Source organism: Metabacillus sp. SLBN-84 (assembly GCF_053629595.1).
Window position 1 is genome coordinate 1,703,180 of record NZ_JBRJIP010000001.1, and the last position, 15,263, is coordinate 1,718,442.

Annotated in this window: 17 protein-coding genes, 1 pseudogene and 1 riboswitch; of the genes and pseudogenes, 16 read left to right on the forward strand and 2 right to left on the reverse strand. The window is 45.5% G+C overall.

The window, feature by feature from the left end:
- Positions 1-82: 82 nt before the first annotated feature.
- Positions 83-228, forward strand: a riboswitch (FMN riboswitch).
- Positions 229-375: 147 nt separating this feature from the next.
- The 5 genes and pseudogenes from ribD (at position 376) to RKD52_RS08610 (ending at position 4,348) form a co-directional block, all read left to right on the forward strand.
- Positions 376-1,513 (forward strand): annotated as a pseudogene (ribD, locus tag RKD52_RS08590) (bifunctional diaminohydroxyphosphoribosylaminopyrimidine deaminase/5-amino-6-(5-phosphoribosylamino)uracil reductase RibD).
- Complete coding sequence (gene ribE / locus RKD52_RS08595; RefSeq protein WP_454099391.1) at positions 1,468-2,109, forward strand: riboflavin synthase; 642 nt, start codon at positions 1,468-1,470, stop codon at positions 2,107-2,109. Before ribD ends, ribE begins: the two are co-directional and overlap by 46 nt.
- 15 nt (positions 2,110-2,124) lie before the next feature.
- Entirely contained in the window at positions 2,125-3,321 is a 1,197-nt protein-coding gene (locus tag RKD52_RS08600) for a bifunctional 3,4-dihydroxy-2-butanone-4-phosphate synthase/GTP cyclohydrolase II (protein WP_454099392.1), read from the forward strand.
- A gap of 17 nt (positions 3,322-3,338) precedes the next feature.
- A complete protein-coding gene (gene ribH, locus RKD52_RS08605) occupies positions 3,339-3,803 on the forward strand; it encodes a 6,7-dimethyl-8-ribityllumazine synthase (RefSeq protein ID WP_029280121.1) in 465 nt (154 codons plus the stop codon).
- Positions 3,804-3,991: 188 nt separating this feature from the next.
- Positions 3,992-4,348 (forward strand): GNAT family N-acetyltransferase, encoded by a 357-nt coding sequence (locus tag RKD52_RS08610; protein ID WP_369733819.1) that lies wholly within the window; start codon positions 3,992-3,994, stop codon positions 4,346-4,348.
- Between the two features lie 73 nt (positions 4,349-4,421).
- Here the strand turns inward: RKD52_RS08610 and RKD52_RS08615 are convergent, their stop codons facing one another.
- On the reverse strand, positions 4,422-4,943 hold the full coding sequence (locus RKD52_RS08615; protein WP_454101172.1) for a DUF309 domain-containing protein: 522 nt from the start codon (positions 4,941-4,943) through the stop codon (positions 4,422-4,424).
- Positions 4,944-5,076: 133 nt separating this feature from the next.
- Positions 5,077-5,172: a YjcZ family sporulation protein gene (locus tag RKD52_RS08620; RefSeq protein ID WP_081414149.1), complete on the reverse strand. Its 96-nt coding sequence runs from the start codon at positions 5,170-5,172 to the stop codon at positions 5,077-5,079.
- Positions 5,173-5,370: 198 nt separating this feature from the next.
- Here RKD52_RS08620 and RKD52_RS08625 point away from each other — a divergent pair, with 198 nt between their 5' ends.
- The 11 genes from RKD52_RS08625 (at position 5,371) to ccsB (ending at position 15,211) form a co-directional block, all read left to right on the forward strand.
- Positions 5,371-6,120, forward strand: coding sequence for a segregation/condensation protein A (locus tag RKD52_RS08625; RefSeq protein WP_029280125.1), 750 nt, complete (start codon positions 5,371-5,373; stop codon positions 6,118-6,120).
- A 4-nt stretch (positions 6,121-6,124) separates the two neighbouring features.
- Positions 6,125-6,709 carry an SMC-Scp complex subunit ScpB gene (gene scpB, locus RKD52_RS08630; RefSeq protein ID WP_277987827.1) on the forward strand — a complete coding sequence of 195 codons (585 nt, stop codon included), beginning with the start codon at positions 6,125-6,127 and terminating at the stop codon, positions 6,707-6,709.
- 99 nt (positions 6,710-6,808) lie between these two features.
- Positions 6,809-7,216, forward strand: coding sequence for a hypothetical protein (locus RKD52_RS08635; RefSeq protein ID WP_454099393.1), 408 nt, complete (start codon positions 6,809-6,811; stop codon positions 7,214-7,216).
- Between the two features lie 24 nt (positions 7,217-7,240).
- Entirely contained in the window at positions 7,241-7,732 is a 492-nt protein-coding gene (locus RKD52_RS08640) for a DUF3907 family protein (RefSeq protein ID WP_369733815.1), read from the forward strand.
- 848 nt (positions 7,733-8,580) lie between these two features.
- Positions 8,581-9,732: a D-alanyl-D-alanine carboxypeptidase family protein gene (locus RKD52_RS08645; protein ID WP_369733814.1), complete on the forward strand. Its 1,152-nt coding sequence runs from the start codon at positions 8,581-8,583 to the stop codon at positions 9,730-9,732.
- Positions 9,725-10,318 (forward strand): nucleoside recognition domain-containing protein, encoded by a 594-nt coding sequence (locus tag RKD52_RS08650; protein WP_320155939.1) that lies wholly within the window; start codon positions 9,725-9,727, stop codon positions 10,316-10,318. Before RKD52_RS08645 ends, RKD52_RS08650 begins: the two co-directional genes overlap by 8 nt.
- Positions 10,319-10,320: 2 nt before the next feature.
- A complete protein-coding gene (locus RKD52_RS08655) occupies positions 10,321-10,848 on the forward strand; it encodes a spore maturation protein (protein WP_454099394.1) in 528 nt (175 codons plus the stop codon).
- Positions 10,849-11,022: 174 nt separating this feature from the next.
- Entirely contained in the window at positions 11,023-11,748 is a 726-nt protein-coding gene (rluB, locus tag RKD52_RS08660) for a 23S rRNA pseudouridine(2605) synthase RluB (protein ID WP_369733812.1), read from the forward strand.
- Between the two features lie 100 nt (positions 11,749-11,848).
- Positions 11,849-12,373, forward strand: coding sequence for a thiol-disulfide oxidoreductase ResA (resA, locus tag RKD52_RS08665; RefSeq protein ID WP_454099395.1), 525 nt, complete (start codon positions 11,849-11,851; stop codon positions 12,371-12,373).
- Positions 12,374-12,389: 16 nt separating this feature from the next.
- The gene (resB, locus tag RKD52_RS08670; RefSeq protein WP_454099396.1) at positions 12,390-14,015 is read left to right on the forward strand and encodes a cytochrome c biogenesis protein ResB; all 1,626 of its coding nucleotides are present in this window, start codon (positions 12,390-12,392) and stop codon (positions 14,013-14,015) included.
- A 20-nt stretch (positions 14,016-14,035) separates the two neighbouring features.
- On the forward strand, positions 14,036-15,211 hold the full coding sequence (ccsB, locus tag RKD52_RS08675; protein ID WP_454099397.1) for a c-type cytochrome biogenesis protein CcsB: 1,176 nt from the start codon (positions 14,036-14,038) through the stop codon (positions 15,209-15,211).
- Positions 15,212-15,263 lie beyond the last annotated feature (52 nt).

The following is a 15,263-nucleotide window of genomic DNA, read 5'->3' on the forward strand; positions in this document are numbered from 1 at the left end:
ATCAGAAAACCCCGGAATTAAATCGTTGCAATCTTCCGCATATCCGGATAAGATGATAGAAAGGAACAATTTCATACTCATTGTTTTCCTTCGGGGCAGGGTGAAATTCCCAACCGGCGGTGATAAAGCAGATGCTTTTCAGTCCGTGACCCGGCTGCACATGGTGCAGGCGGTGGATCCAGTGAAATTCTGGAGCCGACAGTATAGTCTGGATGGGAGAAGGAACACAGTGTTGACGTGCGGGTATTATTTTTCTGAAAAAACAGAGGAATGGTACTCTTGTTTGGCATGCAAATGTGACCAATAATCCCTGACAAGCCCCCAGGTATCAAACCTGCGGGCTTTTTTGCATTCAAAAAGAAAGGGGATATGGTTTTGGAAGATCGCGAGTATATGATGACGGCTCTTCGCCTGGCAGAACAGGGAATCGGGCAGACGTCGCCCAATCCTCATGTTGGTGCGGCTGTGGTGAAAGACGGCAGGATTGTCGGTCTTGGCGCACATCTTAAAGCGGGTGAGCCGCACGCAGAAGTTCATGCGATCAGGATGGCGGGTGCTGAGGCTGAAGGGTCGACTGTTTATGTGACACTTGAGCCCTGCAGTCATCACGGGAAGACGCCGCCTTGTGCGGATCTGCTTATTCAGTCCAAAGTGAAAAGAGTGGTTGTGGCTGTTGAAGACCCGAATCCCGCAGTTGCCGGCAGAGGAATAAGGAAACTCCGTGATGCCGGAATTGAAGTGGAGCTTGGCGTCTTGAAAGAAGAAGCTGAAGAGCTGAACAAAATATTTTTCCATTATATTCAAAATAAACGTCCGTTTGTTACGCTGAAGTGGGCTGGGAGTCTTGACGGCAAAACAGCCACTGTAACGGGAGAGAGCAAATGGATTACCGGGGAAGAGGCAAGGAAAGATGTCCACTCCTACAGAGAGAGGCATGATGCCATCCTTACCGGTATTGAAACAGTTATAAAAGATAATCCGTCTTTAACATGCAGGACGGAACATGCTAAAAAGCAGCCTGTCCGAATTGTGCTTGATACGCATCTGAGAATTCCGGAAAAAGCCGCCGTGCTGAATGACGGTCTTGCGGAAACGTGGCTGATCGCCGGCAGCGGTGCATCTGCTGAAAAGATAAGCCTGCTTGAAAAGAAAGCCAAAGTGATAAAAATGAACACGCCGTCCATAAGAATTGAGGAATTGCTGCAGACCCTCGGTGAGATGGGAGTGACGTCATTATTTGTTGAAGGCGGCGCAACGGTACATGGAAGTTTTATTGAAAGCGGCATGTTCAATGAAGTCATCAGCTATACGGCTCCCGTTCTGATTGGAGGGGAAGGTGCCCCGTCTCTTGCAGGAGGAACAGGGATTAAGGAAATTAGTAAAGTGGTCCGACTGAAAATTCAGTCAGCTGAGCTGATTGGAGAAGATCTGAAGCTTGTCTGCGTGAAAAAGGAGGGGTAAAGCGAAATGTTTACAGGAATTATTGAAGAAATCGGCACGATCGGCAGCATGAGCGGAAGCGATAAAGCCATTGAAATGACCATTCATGCATCAAAAGTTTTGGAAGATGTGAGGCTTGGGGACAGTATATCAGTGAACGGCGTGTGCCTGACGGTAACAAAGTTCACATCCACCTCCTTTACAGTGGATGTAATGCCTGAAACCGTGAAAGCTACCTCGCTGAATGCCCTGAAACAGGGATCAAACGTAAATCTTGAGCGGGCGATGGCGGCAGGAGGAAGGTTCGGCGGGCATTTTGTCACCGGACATGTGGATGGAACAGGTACGATTATCCGCAAACGGCCGTCTGCAAATGCGGTTTATTACGATATAAAAACGAGCAGGGACCTGACTTCATCACTTGTGATGAAAGGCTCAATCGCCATTGATGGAATCAGCCTGACGATTTTCGGCCTTGAGAATGAACAAGTAACTGTGTCCATCATCCCGCATACTCTCTCTGAAACCGTTCTTGGAGGCAAAGAGGCAGGGGACGTTGTTAACATCGAATGTGACATGCTCGGCAAGTATGTGAAGAAATTCATTGATCAGTCACAGGGATCTTCATCGATTACACCTGATTTTTTAAAAGAAAACGGATTTTACTAGAATGGAGGATACACCATGGCATTTCATTCCATAAGTGAGGCAATTGAGGATTTGAAAAACGGCAGGGTTGTGATTGTCGTAGATGATGAAGACCGTGAAAACGAAGGAGATTTTGTAGCCCTTGCAGACCATGCTACTCCTGAAGTGATCAATTTCATGATTAAACACGGCAGAGGACTTGTCTGTGTGCCGCTGTCAGCAGAATACGCGGAAAAGTTTCAGTTTCATCCGATGGTCAGCGACAATACGGACCCGCATGGAACGGCGTTTACAGTGAGTATTGACTATAAAACCACTAAAACAGGGATAAGCGCTTCTGAACGATCAGATACGATAAAAGCGATTTTAAATGAAGATGCCGTTCCATCCGACTTTAAACGTCCGGGTCATATTTTTCCGCTTGTAGCGAAGCAGGGAGGCGTGCTGAGACGGGCAGGACATACAGAAGCTGCTGTTGATCTTGCGAGGCTCTCTGGTGCAAGCCCGGCAGGCGTCATCTGTGAAATTATTAAAGAAGACGGAGAAATGGCACGGGTTCCGGATTTAATGGAAATTGCCGAGCACCACGGTTTAAAAATGATCACCATTAAAGATCTGATTCACTACCGCAATGTGTCTGATGCTCTTGTAAAAAGAGAAGCGGATATTAAGCTTCCAACTGAGTTCGGCATGTTCAGAGCGGTCGGATATTCAAACGTTCTTGACGGCAAAGAGCATATCGCTCTTGTAAAAGGAGAAATTTCTCCTGATCAGCCAACTCTTGTGCGCGTCCATTCAGAATGTCTCACAGGTGATGTTTTCGGGTCAAACCGCTGCGACTGCGGACCCCAGCTCCATGCAGCGCTTGCCCAGATTGAAGAAGCCGGAAGCGGGATTCTTTTATATATGAGACAGGAAGGCAGAGGGATCGGCCTTTTAAATAAGATGAAAGCCTATGCCCTTCAGGAAGAAGGCTATGATACAGTCGAAGCCAATCATAAGCTTGGATTTGCCGATGATCTGAGGGATTACGGAATTGGTGCCCAGATTTTAAAAGATCTTGGCGTGGCAGAGATGAAGCTTCTGACGAACAATCCGAGAAAAATCGCAGGGCTTGAAGGGTACGGACTGACAGTTGTGGACCGTATACCGATTCAAATGCCTTCAAAAGAAGAAAATGAAGGCTATATGCAAACGAAAAAAGGAAAGCTTGGACATTTACTTAACCTATAATATTGGAGGAAACAGTCATGAAAACATACGAAGGTAATTTAGTCGGATCAGGATTAAAAGTAGCGGTTATCGTAGGGAGATTTAATGAATTCATTACAAGCAAGCTTTTGAGCGGGGCAACAGACGCACTGAAGCGCCACGGCGTAGAGGAAGAGAACGTTGAAATCGCATGGGTGCCTGGCGCATTTGAAATTCCGCTGGTTGCCAAAAAAATGGCCGCTTCAAACAAATATGATGCAGTGATCACACTTGGAACGGTCATAAGAGGATCTACGACTCATTATGACTATGTCTGCAATGAGGCGGCTAAAGGAGTGTCGCAGGCATCCATGTCAACAGGCGTTCCGGTGATTTTCGGTGTCCTGACGACTGAATCGATTGAACAGGCGATTGAGCGTGCCGGCACAAAAGCTGGGAATAAAGGCTATGAAGCAGCTGTTGCGGCCATCGAAATGGCGAATTTAATGCGCACATTGGATTAATTTCGCTGAAAAGTGTTTAAAAAGCCCGGAAAACTGTTTATAATGTTCTGAGAGTGATTCTTGCCTGATCCGGGATCTGCTTAGGTGAACGGATGAAACATGGACCGAACATCAGTCTGATGACAGGCTTTCATTTTTTGTTTTTGCTTTCTCTAATCGGAAGGTTATTTCGTTAATGAGGGGTTCATATGTTAATTCGCTATAAGAAAAGCTTTGAAAAAATTGCCATGGGTCTTTTGTCTTTTATGCCAAATGAAAAAGATTTAAAGCATTTGCAGCAGACAATGAAACAGTATGAAACAGATGAATTCTGGCAGCTGTTTCTATGGAAAGAAGACGATGATATCATCGGCACAATCGGAGTCGTGCATGAGGACGATGACCGCGTGAAGATTCAGCATGTAAGTGTGAACCCTTCTCACCGTCATCAGGGAATCGGCAGAAAAATGGTGGCGGCATTAAAAGAACAGTACAAAACAAAAACAGTGGTTCCGGATGAACGGACAAAAGCTTTTTTCGAAAAGTGCACGGAACCGGACTGCTAGCTGCAGACTTTCAGGACGTTGGGCAGGGACAGTATTAGTACCTGCTTTTAAAAAAACAGATGAAGCATATGCTTCATCTGTTTTTTTTCTTTTGCAGAAGACTTCTGTTCCGTTCTGCAATAACATCCGATCTGTCCCTCGTGGAATGTCTGTGAACGAGGGAGGCATCGGTAAGATTGCTTGGGTTTCCCCACGTCATGCCGTTTTCTTTACAGTGTGACTTCGCCTGCTTCAGAAGCTCTTCATCAGAAACCGGAAGACTGATGCTTTCATATGGCCGCTTTTGTTCGATTGCGAGAGATGTTTTTCTCATCAGCTCAAGAAGAGATTCGGGGTGCAGACCGAGTGAAGCAACCGCATCTTTTTCCTGCGAACAAATGGAAATGGCATTTTTAATCATCCGCTCTGCCCCGTTCCAGTTTTCCCTTCTGTAATGATAAAGCCCGACCGCAAGCTGAATGAGTCCGACCCAGTATGCCTTGCGCTTTCCGGGAGGATCTTCCTTCCAGTGTTCTTCAAGCACTTCATGGCATTCAAAATAGTCGCGGTCTCCGTGGAAGTGAACTAAATAATCTAAATAGGCTTCAGGATACAGATAACATCACCCTCACATCAGAAAATATGTATCTTCAGTTTAGCATAAAGGGGCATCGATCATGAAGAAATGAAACACAAAAGGTGCTCATTAGCCTGAGCACCAGAATGTTGCGGTCTTTAATAGGCGCTGATTAGTACAGCCAAGCAGCTCCAACGATAATTAACAAAATGAACAATACAACGATCAGCGCAAATCCAGAACCGTAGCCAAAACCTTTATCTCCCATTACTAATTCCTCCTTAAGAACTTTCGAATTTACATTGGTATCTTATGCAGGGCGCATTGATGTGTATGGGCGAATATCCCGGTTCTGGACTTTTTTCTCATTGTTCTCTGAATCACCTAAAATAGTAATGGAGATTGATCACATTATGTTCTATACTAAAGGGTAGTCTGCTTAAGCGGTACAGAATGAAGTGGTGGGATGAACGTGCAGTACAAAGTGAAAATCGATGCATTTGAAGGGCCGCTGGATCTTCTCCTGCATTTAATCAATACACTTGAGATTGATATTTATGATATACCGGTTGCTGAAATAACCGAGCAGTATATGCTCTATATACATACAATGAAAGAACTTCAGCTTGATGTGGCGTCTGAGTATCTGGTAATGGCAGCAACGCTTTTGTCCATTAAAAGTGGAATGCTTCTTCCAAAACATGAAGAAGAGCTTGAAGAGGATGACTTTGGGTTTGAACCTGAAGAAGATCCGCGCGACGAACTGATGAGAAGACTGATTGAATACCGTAAGTACAAAGAAGCTGCAGATGATTTAAGACACATGGAAGAAGAACGGTCAAAGGTTTTTACAAAGCCGCCCAGTGACCTTAGCGCATATGCCGCTGAGCCTGCTGCAGGATCAGATCCGGTGAATGTCACCATTTATGATATGCTAGGGGCTTTCCAGAAGATGATGCGCAGAAAAAAATTGCAGAAGCCACTGCAGACGAAAATCGCCAGACAGGAAATTCCGATTGAGAAGCGGATGGATGAGATACTTGATGAATTCAGGCGAAATCCCCGCAGACGCAAATTTACCGAGCTGTTTCCCTCAGACCAGAAGGATCATCTAGTGGTAACCTTTCTAGCCATCTTGGAATTGATGAAAAACAACAGCATCATGATCGAACAGGAAGAAAATTTTTCAGATATTTATATTCTGGGGAGGGTTTAAAGCCTTGGAGAAATGGAAATCCATTATGGAAGCCCTGCTGTTTGCTGCAGGTGATGAGGGGCTTTCAAAGAAACAGCTCACAGCCGTGCTTGAGATTGAAGAAGAGGTTGTAGCAGAAGCGATAGAAGAACTTCAAAAAGAGTATAAGAAAAAGCAGCGGGGCATTGAATTGATTGAAGTCGCAGGTGTTTATCAGCTGACAACGAAGAAAAAGCATGCCGCTTATTTAAAGAAACTGGTTGAAACACCAAACCACAGCTCCCTGTCACAGGCAGCACTTGAAATTCTTGCAATCGTAGCCTACAGACAGCCGATTACAAGAGCTGAAATTGAAGAGATAAGAGGAGTCAAGTCCGAGCGGCCCCTTCAGACACTCACAGCCAAGGTTCTTGTGAAAGAAGTCGGACGGGCGGAAGGAACAGGACGGGCCATTCTCTATGGAACGACCAAGGAATTTCTCGAGCATTTCGGCCTGAAGAACATTAAGGAGCTTCCTCCACTTCCCGAAAAAGAAGACGACGAGGCTTTCGGAGAAGAAGCAGATCTCTTTTTTGAAAATTTCAATCAGACATTTGAAGAAATCAAATAATTTACACAATTGAAGCAGAACCTGTGGTAAAATAGGGTACAACGGAACAAAGGACACTCTTTGTTCCGTTTTTTGAATCTAAATCAGGAGGGCAATCAGGTGTACATAACCATGTGCAGAGGCTATGAGTTAGAAAAAGAGATGCCGAATACATCCGAGGATTTTTTTAACCGCTCTGAAATCACGATTGTCACAGGTAAAACCGAAAAAACGTTTCACGTCCTGTATGTCAGGTACTTTGAAGAGGTGTTTGCCGGTCAAAACCCTGCCCTTTTCAAAGATGCGGCAATAAAGGATGTATTGGCGTTAATTTGCATTATTCAAAATGAATCGCTCTTAAAGCGGAAACGATTTTATGTAAATGAACAGGATGTTTTCCTAAAGTACTTGGATGGAATCAATCTTCAGCAGGCCCTGGAGATTCCGGCTCACGTAAAAGAGCATGGCAGGATCAGCCTCTTGGATGCTGCTGAAAAAATAAAAATGACAGTACATAAAGAAATCTAAACAAACGGAAGGGAAGTGTCTCAAGTGGGAAATGCCATTGTAAAAGCACAAACAGAACAAGTGGAACGTTTTTTGGGGAATGTCGTAAATGAGCTGAATACGTTTTTAAACCATGCGACAATCTCATCCTTTTTAAACGAGGAAGCGGGAGGAGAAGAGGAGTATTATGAAGATCTTTTCCGCAATCTGAGAAGGCTGTCCGTTTACTGCGAGGAAGGGCTTGAAGCGTGCAGAATCGTGCTTCAGAATGAGCCTTTCAGGAAGCCTGCTGCCGAAAAGGCGCTTTATAAAATTTATCATCAGTGCATTGAAGAGTTTTATAATCCGAAAAATGATGTGTGGTATGAAGACAGCAGGTCCGCCTATACAGGCAAAAACGCCATCAAATACCGCCATGCTGCACCGGCAACCCTTCAAACGATGATTGCTTCACTCGAAAGCGGCTTTCAGGAAATCCGCGAAGAGCTTGAATACTACGAAACCGATTACCGTACAAAAATGATTCAATCCAAATAAACGATGTGAGCAGCTGTCCAGTGGGCAGCTGTTTTTTTGGTTTGCGGTATTGTTATGAGGTGCGGGCACGGTAATCGCACCCTCGGAAACCGAGAAACGATTTGAGAGGGTAAGCAACGGCTTGAATCGTAGCCTCGGAAACCGAAAAACGATTTGAGAGTGTAAGCAACGTGGCGAATCGTACCTTCGGAAACCGAGAAACGATCAGGGAGTGTAAGCAACGTCTTGACTCGTACCCTCGGAAACCGAGAAACAATCTGGGAGGGTAAGCAACGGCCTGACTCGTACCCTCGGAAACCGAAAAACGATTTGGTAGGGTAAGCAACGTGGCAAATCGTACCCTCGGAAACCGAAAAACGATCTGGGAGGGTAAGCAACGTCCTGAATCGTAGCCTCGGAAACCGAAAAACGATTTGAGAGGGTAAGCAACGTCCTGAATCGTACCCTCGGTAACTGAGAAACGATCTGCGAGGGTAAGCAACGTCGTGAATTGTACCCTCGGAAACCGAAAAACGATTTGAGAGGGTAAGCAACGTCCTGAATCGTACCCTCGGAAACCGAAAAACGATTTGAGAGGGTAAGCAACGTCCTGAATCGTACCCTCGGTAACTGAGAAACGATCTGCGAGGGTAAGCAACGTCGTGAATTGTACCCTCGGAAACCGAAAAACGATTTGAGAGGGTAAGCAACCGCACGAATCGTACCCTCCCAAGCTGTAATTCGATTTCAGAGGACTAGCATCAAACTTCAGTATCACAACACTTTTCATCCAAAAGAAGAAATTATTCCTTCATAACCTTTGTCCACCCGCATAAACTTGTACAAAACGATCAAAGGACGTGGGGGCTGTGCGGCAATGGAAACAGATCGCAGTGACCGCACTTGTTTGCCTTTTGCTTATTTCGGGTCTGCCGCATAAGGCTGATGCGATGGGCGTCAGTGCAAGAAGTGCTGTACTGCTTGAACAGGAATCAGGAAGAATCCTTTTTGAAAAAGATGCCCATACAAAACGGAGGATTGCGAGCATTACTAAAATTATGACTGCCATTCTTGCGATTGAATCCGGGAAGATGGATGAAAAGGCAACGGTCAGCAATCGAGCGATACATACTGAAGGGTCGGCGGTCTACCTTCAGGAGGGTGAGAAGATTAAGCTTGAGGACCTTGTGTACGGCCTGATGCTCCGTTCCGGAAATGATGCGGCTGTCGCCATAGCAGAGCATGTCGGGGGAAGTGTTGAAGGGTTTGTCCATATGATGAACCAGAAGGCAGCGGAAATCGGCATGATGAATACGGAGTTTGCGAATCCGCATGGTCTGGATGATCATGAAAATCATTATTCAACTGCCTATGATATGGCGATCCTGACAAGGTATGCCATGGAAAACCCGATGTATCAGAAAATATCAGGAACTAAGGTGCACCGTGCCCCTAATCCGAATGAGCAGTGGGACCGGGTGTGGAGAAATAAAAATAAACTGCTGACAAGTCTTTATGAGTACAGCACCGGCGGGAAAACGGGGTATACGAAACGGGCGAAGCGGACGCTTGTGTCAACTGCTTCTAAAGAGGGCATGAACCTTGTGGCTGTTACGATTGATGCTTCTGATGACTGGAATGATCATATTGCCATGTTCAATATGGCATACAGAGATTATGATCTTTTTAAAGTGAAAGAGTCTGGAACGCTGAAAGATATTCAGGAGAAAATCTATAAGAACCGGCTGTTCATCAAAAGAGATGTGTACTATCCGCTGAACGATGAGGAGGAGGATGAAATCAGAATCGACATCACGCTCATCAAACCGGATAAAAAATGGGATAAGCCGGAAGATGTGCCGAATGTCGTCGGGAAAATGTCCGTTATTGTAGAAGATGAACGTGTCGATGAGGTGCCCATTTACTATGATAATGGCCTGACCAACAAACCGAATGCCCCTCTTTGGGAAAAATTCCGGAAGCTATTCTTTATCGGAGCGGGCTACAGCGGACATGATTAACATCATATGGGTGGGGTTGACCGTCATCGGAATAGTGTTTGCCATGGTGAACGGCACGATGGAAGAAGTGAACGCTGCGGTTTTTAAAGGGGCAAAAGACGCTGTTACCATCAGTATCGGCTTGATCAGTGTGCTTGTGTTCTGGCTTGGTCTGATGAAGGTGGCGGAAAAAGCCGGACTGCTTGAAAAATTGAGCAATTTGTTTAAGCCGCTTGTTAAAAGACTCTTTCCGGAGATTCCTCCTGAACACCCGGCAATGGGCTACATTCTGTCGAACATGATGGCGAACCTTTTCGGACTCGGCAATGCAGCCACACCTCTTGGCATTAAAGCGATGGAGCAGATGAAAAAGCTGAATGGGAATAAGCCTGATGCAAGCAGGTCGATGATTACGTTTCTCGCGCTGAACACATCAAGCATTACGCTGATTCCAACGACAGTCATTGCGGTGAGGATGACATACGGGTCAAAGTCACCCACTGATATTGTTGGGCCGACACTGCTTGCAACCATTATTTCCGCCATTGGCGCCATTCTGATAGACCGCTATTTCTACCATAGAAGAATGCGGAAGGAGAGGAGATAGGAATGGGGCTTGTCAGCATCATATCTCTATGGATGATTCCCCTGATGATCGGGTTCATTCTTGTTTACGGCACGTTTAAGAAAGTGCCGACCTATGAAACGTTTGTTGAAGGCGGCAAGGAAGGAATTGAAATTGCCTTTTCTATTATTCCTTATTTAGTGGGAATGCTCGTAGCCATCACCATTTTTCGCGCATCTGGTGCGCTTGAATTTTTCGTCGGGATGATGAAACCCGCACTGGATGCAATCGGTGTGCCGAGTGAAATTGTACCGCTCGCTTTTATCCGGCCGATTTCAGGGACTGCCGCTCTTGGCATGACGACAGATTTGATTGCAGCCTACGGACCGGATTCTTTTATCGGAAGGCTGGCTGCCGTCATGCAGGGAAGCACGGATACAACGCTCTACATCCTGACGGTTTACTTCGGGGCGGTCGGTGTGAAAAAAATGGGGGATGCGCTGAAAGTGGGGCTCCTCGCAGACTTGCTGGGGATTGCGGCTGCTATCTTTATTGTGATGCTTGCTTTTTAATGGCATAGAATACAAGTCTTCCTCATCCGGAAGGCTTTTTTATATGCCTGTTTCGGCAGTTATGAAGATTTTTGAGCAGGCGCATCATTTTTGTGAGATAATAAGGCTTCGTGCATGCCACGAGAACTTGTCTAATCAAATTTTTAGCAGTAAGATGTTAACGAGGTGAAAAGAATGGAACGTTTGCAAAAAGTGATAGCTCACGCAGGCCTTGCATCAAGAAGGAAAGCGGAAGAGCTTATATTAGAAGGAAAAGTTACAGTGAATGGCAAAACCGTCCGGGAGCTTGGGATAAAAGTATCCGGAAATGACCGTGTTGAGGTTGCCGGAGTTCCTGTTGAAAAAGAAGAACCTGTGTATTTTATTCTTTACAAACCGCGCGGAGTGGTCTCGACTGCTTCTGACGATAAAGGAAGAAAAACGGTGACAGATTTCTTCCAGCATATTAAAGAGCGCATCTATCCCGTTGGAAGGCTTGATTATGATACGTCCGGCCTTGTCATCATGACTAATGACGGCGAATTTGCCAATTTGATGATGCACCCCAAGAGCGAAGTTGAAAAAACCTATGTGGCAAAAATCAAAGGCATTCCTCCGCGTGAAACGCTGAGATCGCTTGAAAAAGGAATCATGCTTGAAGACGGGAAAACGGCTCCTGCAAAGGTGAAGTTTGTATCTCTTGATAAAAAGAAGCAGACAAGCATTGTGGAACTGACCATCCATGAAGGCAGAAACAGACAGGTGCGCCGCATGTTTGAAGCGATCGGACACCCTGTTCTAAAGCTTAAGCGCGAAACATACGGCTTCCTTGACCTGAAGGGACTGAAAACAGGCGATGCCCGCGAGCTTTCCCCGCATGAGGTGAAACAGCTCAGATCCCTTGCCAAATTTGGAAAGTAAGCGCCTTAATTTTCACATAAACTTCAAATTATCAGGAAAATGTTCCAAAAAAACAGTGATATAATGAGTTGAAATGTATGAGGATATGGGAGAGTTTTCAATGAAGAAAAAAAGACGTCTGATCATGAGATCCATTATCCTCGCCCTGCTTGCCGGGGCGCTGGGATATACGTTATACACAAATTTTTTCTCAAGCAAAGAAAAGGTGAAGGTTGGCAGCGAGGCGCCTGATTTCGTATTAACAGACCTGAAAGGGGAAAAGCACCAGCTTTCTGATTACAAAGGAAAAGGTGTTTTTCTGAATTTCTGGGGAACATGGTGCGAGCCGTGCAAACGCGAGATGCCCTATATGCAGAACCAGTATGATTATTATTCAGACCAGGGCGTTGAAATTCTCGCAGTGAACATTGAAGAATCAAACGTTGCCGTGCAGAGCTTTATGGAAACATATGATTTATCTTTTCCCGTAGTCCTTGATAAAGACTCACAGGTGCTTGAGGCATATGGAGTTGTCCCGCTTCCGACTACATTTCTCATTGACAAAAATGGAGTAGTGAAAGAAATTATCACTGGCCAGATGAATGAGCGGATGGTCAGGGATTATATGGAATCAATCAAGCCGTAAACGGGGAGTTTTCATCATGAATGAAGTGAAATGCTTATGCGGCCACAGCAATCCGCATGGAACGGTTCTCTGCGAATCCTGCGGCCGTCCTATTCAGGAAAAGGAGAACGGAAGCAAGCTGCTTGATATGAAGTATGACGGCAGTGCAAGACGGTCCCAGACCTATAAAAGAACCCCGGTCGACAAGATCTGGAATTTCTTTTCTTCCGTAAAAGTCGGGATTTGGATTATCGTCCTGATTTTAATAGCGTCAGCGATCGGCACCATTCTTCCTCAAGTGATGTACATACCGCCGAATGTGACGCCTAAAGATTTCTACCGGGAAGAATACGGCGTAATCGGCCAGCTTTATTATCAGCTTGGATTTCATGAACTTTTCAGCTCGTGGTGGTATATCGTCCTGATCGGGGCACTGGCAGCTTCGCTTGTCATTGCAAGCCTTGACAGATTCGTACCGCTTTACAGGGCGCTGAAAAAGCAGGGCGTCACACGCCATGAAAGTTTTATGAGAAGACAGCGACTGTTCAGCGAGACACCGTCTGTCACAGACGCAGATGCGCAGCTGAAAATGGTGAAAGAAAAGCTTGAGAGAAAACGCTATCATGTCAGAGAAGAGAACGGCAGCCTTCTGGCTGAAAAAAACCGTTTTTCAAGATGGGGACCCTATGTCAACCACATCGGTCTGATCATCTTTTTGTTTGGAGCAATGCTCAGGTTCGTGCCGGGCATGTATGTGGATGATGTCTTGTGGATCCGCGAAGGAGAAACAAAGGTCATCCCTGGAACAGACGGCAAGTATTTTCTGAAAAGCGATCAGTTCATTATGGAAACCTACCAGAAAGAAAGCGAAGATGAAGTATTTGAAAACGCGATTACTAGAGTAGGAGACGGCAGTGTAGCCAAAAACTATCAGACAAACGTCACCTTATTTGAACGAAAAGGGGAAGCGCTCGTTGGCGCAGATCCTGAGCTTGAGAAAGTAAAGGATGAGCAGATTAAAGTAAATCAGCCGTTAAAGCATGATTCGTATGCTCTTTATCAAGTTGACTTCAAACTGAACGAATTAAACAAGATGAAATTCAGTCTGATAGACAAAGAGACGGAAGAAAGCTACGGTGAGCTTGCCATTGATCTGCTGGATCCGAAAAAACAGTACGACCTTGGAAATGGCTATAAAGTTGAAGTCGCAAGCTACCTTCCTGATTTTTATTTCAACAGCGAGGGAGAGCCGGCAACGAAAACAAGAATACCGGATAACCCGGCATTTGTTTTTAAAATGATTTCTCCTGATAAACCTGAGGGCGAAACGAGTTTTGTTGCGATTCAGCAGACGATTGAGCCTAATGAGGATAATCAGATGAAGATGAAGTTTGAAGGAGTCGAAACGAAAAACCTTTCTGCTCTTACGGTAAGAAAAGACAATACCCTCTGGTTCCTTGGACTTGGCGGAGCCATTTTCATGATCGGTGTCACTCAGGGCATGTACTGGAATCACCGCCGCATTTGGATCAGGCGGAACGGGGATGCCATTCTCCTTGCAGGCCATACCAATAAAAACTGGTACGGTATTAAAAAGGAAATGGAAGCTGTGCTTGAAGGAACAGTGATTGAAAAGCCGGCTGACCAGTCAGATGAGAAATAAAGCGATGAGGAGGAAAAGGTGTGGCGGCTTTAAGCAGTAATTTGCTATTTGCAGCATTCTTTCTATACCTGGCTGCAACCTTTCTTTTTGCAGGAGCAATCCGCGACAAGAGAAAAGAATATAAAAAGCCCACGAAATGGGCGGCTGCAGGCATTGGGGTAACAATCGCCGGGTTTGCAGCACAGACCGGCTATTTTATCACAAGATGGATGGCTTCCGGGCATGCTCCTGTCAGCAATCTTTTTGAGTTTACAACGTTTTTCGGCATGATGCTTGTTCTGGCATTTATTGTCCTCTATTTTATTTATAAAGTATCGGTTCTTGGATTGTTTACACTACCTGTTGCTTTACTTCTGATTGCCTATGCAAGCATGTTTCCAACAGACATATCTCCCCTGATTCCGGCTTTGCAGAGCAGCTGGCTTCACATCCATGTGACCACTGCAGCTCTTGGACAGGCAATCCTTGCGATCAGTTTTATTGCGGGAGTCATTTATCTGATTCGTACAGTCGATCAGTCCGTGAGATCCAAAAAGACATTCTGGCTTGAAGCGGTCATGTATGCGCTTGTTGCCACGATTGCGTTTATAGCGATTACCAGCACATTCAGATTCATGGATTATGAGGCTGTTTATAAGTGGACGGATAAGAACGAACAGGAAGCAGAAATGGTCTATAACCTTCCTGCTTTAGTAGGTCCCCATAAAGGCGAACTGCTGACAGAAGGAAAAATGGAAGCTGCTGTTGAAGTTCCGGCCCTGATTTCAGCACGAAAACTGAATACAGTGATCTGGTCGCTTGGAACAGGATTGCTGCTGTACGGTGCGCTGCGCCTGATTTTAAGAAAGCGGATATCCGCCTTTTTGCAGCCGCTGACGAAAAACGTCAATCTGGACCTTGTCGATGAAATTGGCTACCGTTCTGTGACAATCGGTTTTCCGGTATTCACATTAGGCGCGCTGATTTTCGCCATGATCTGGGCGCAGATTGCATGGACCCGTTTTTGGGGCTGGGATCCAAAAGAGGTCTGGGCACTGATTACGTGGCTGTTTTATGCGGCATATCTCCATCTGCGGCTTTCAAAAGGCTGGCAGGGAGAAAAATCAGCCTGGCTTGCTGTAATCGGTTTTGCTATTATCATGTTTAACTTGATTTTTGTGAACCTTGTCATTGCCGGATTGCATTCTTACGCTTAAAATACGTTTAAAAAGAGCCTTCACTCCTATAAAGTGAAGGTTTTTTGGTAAA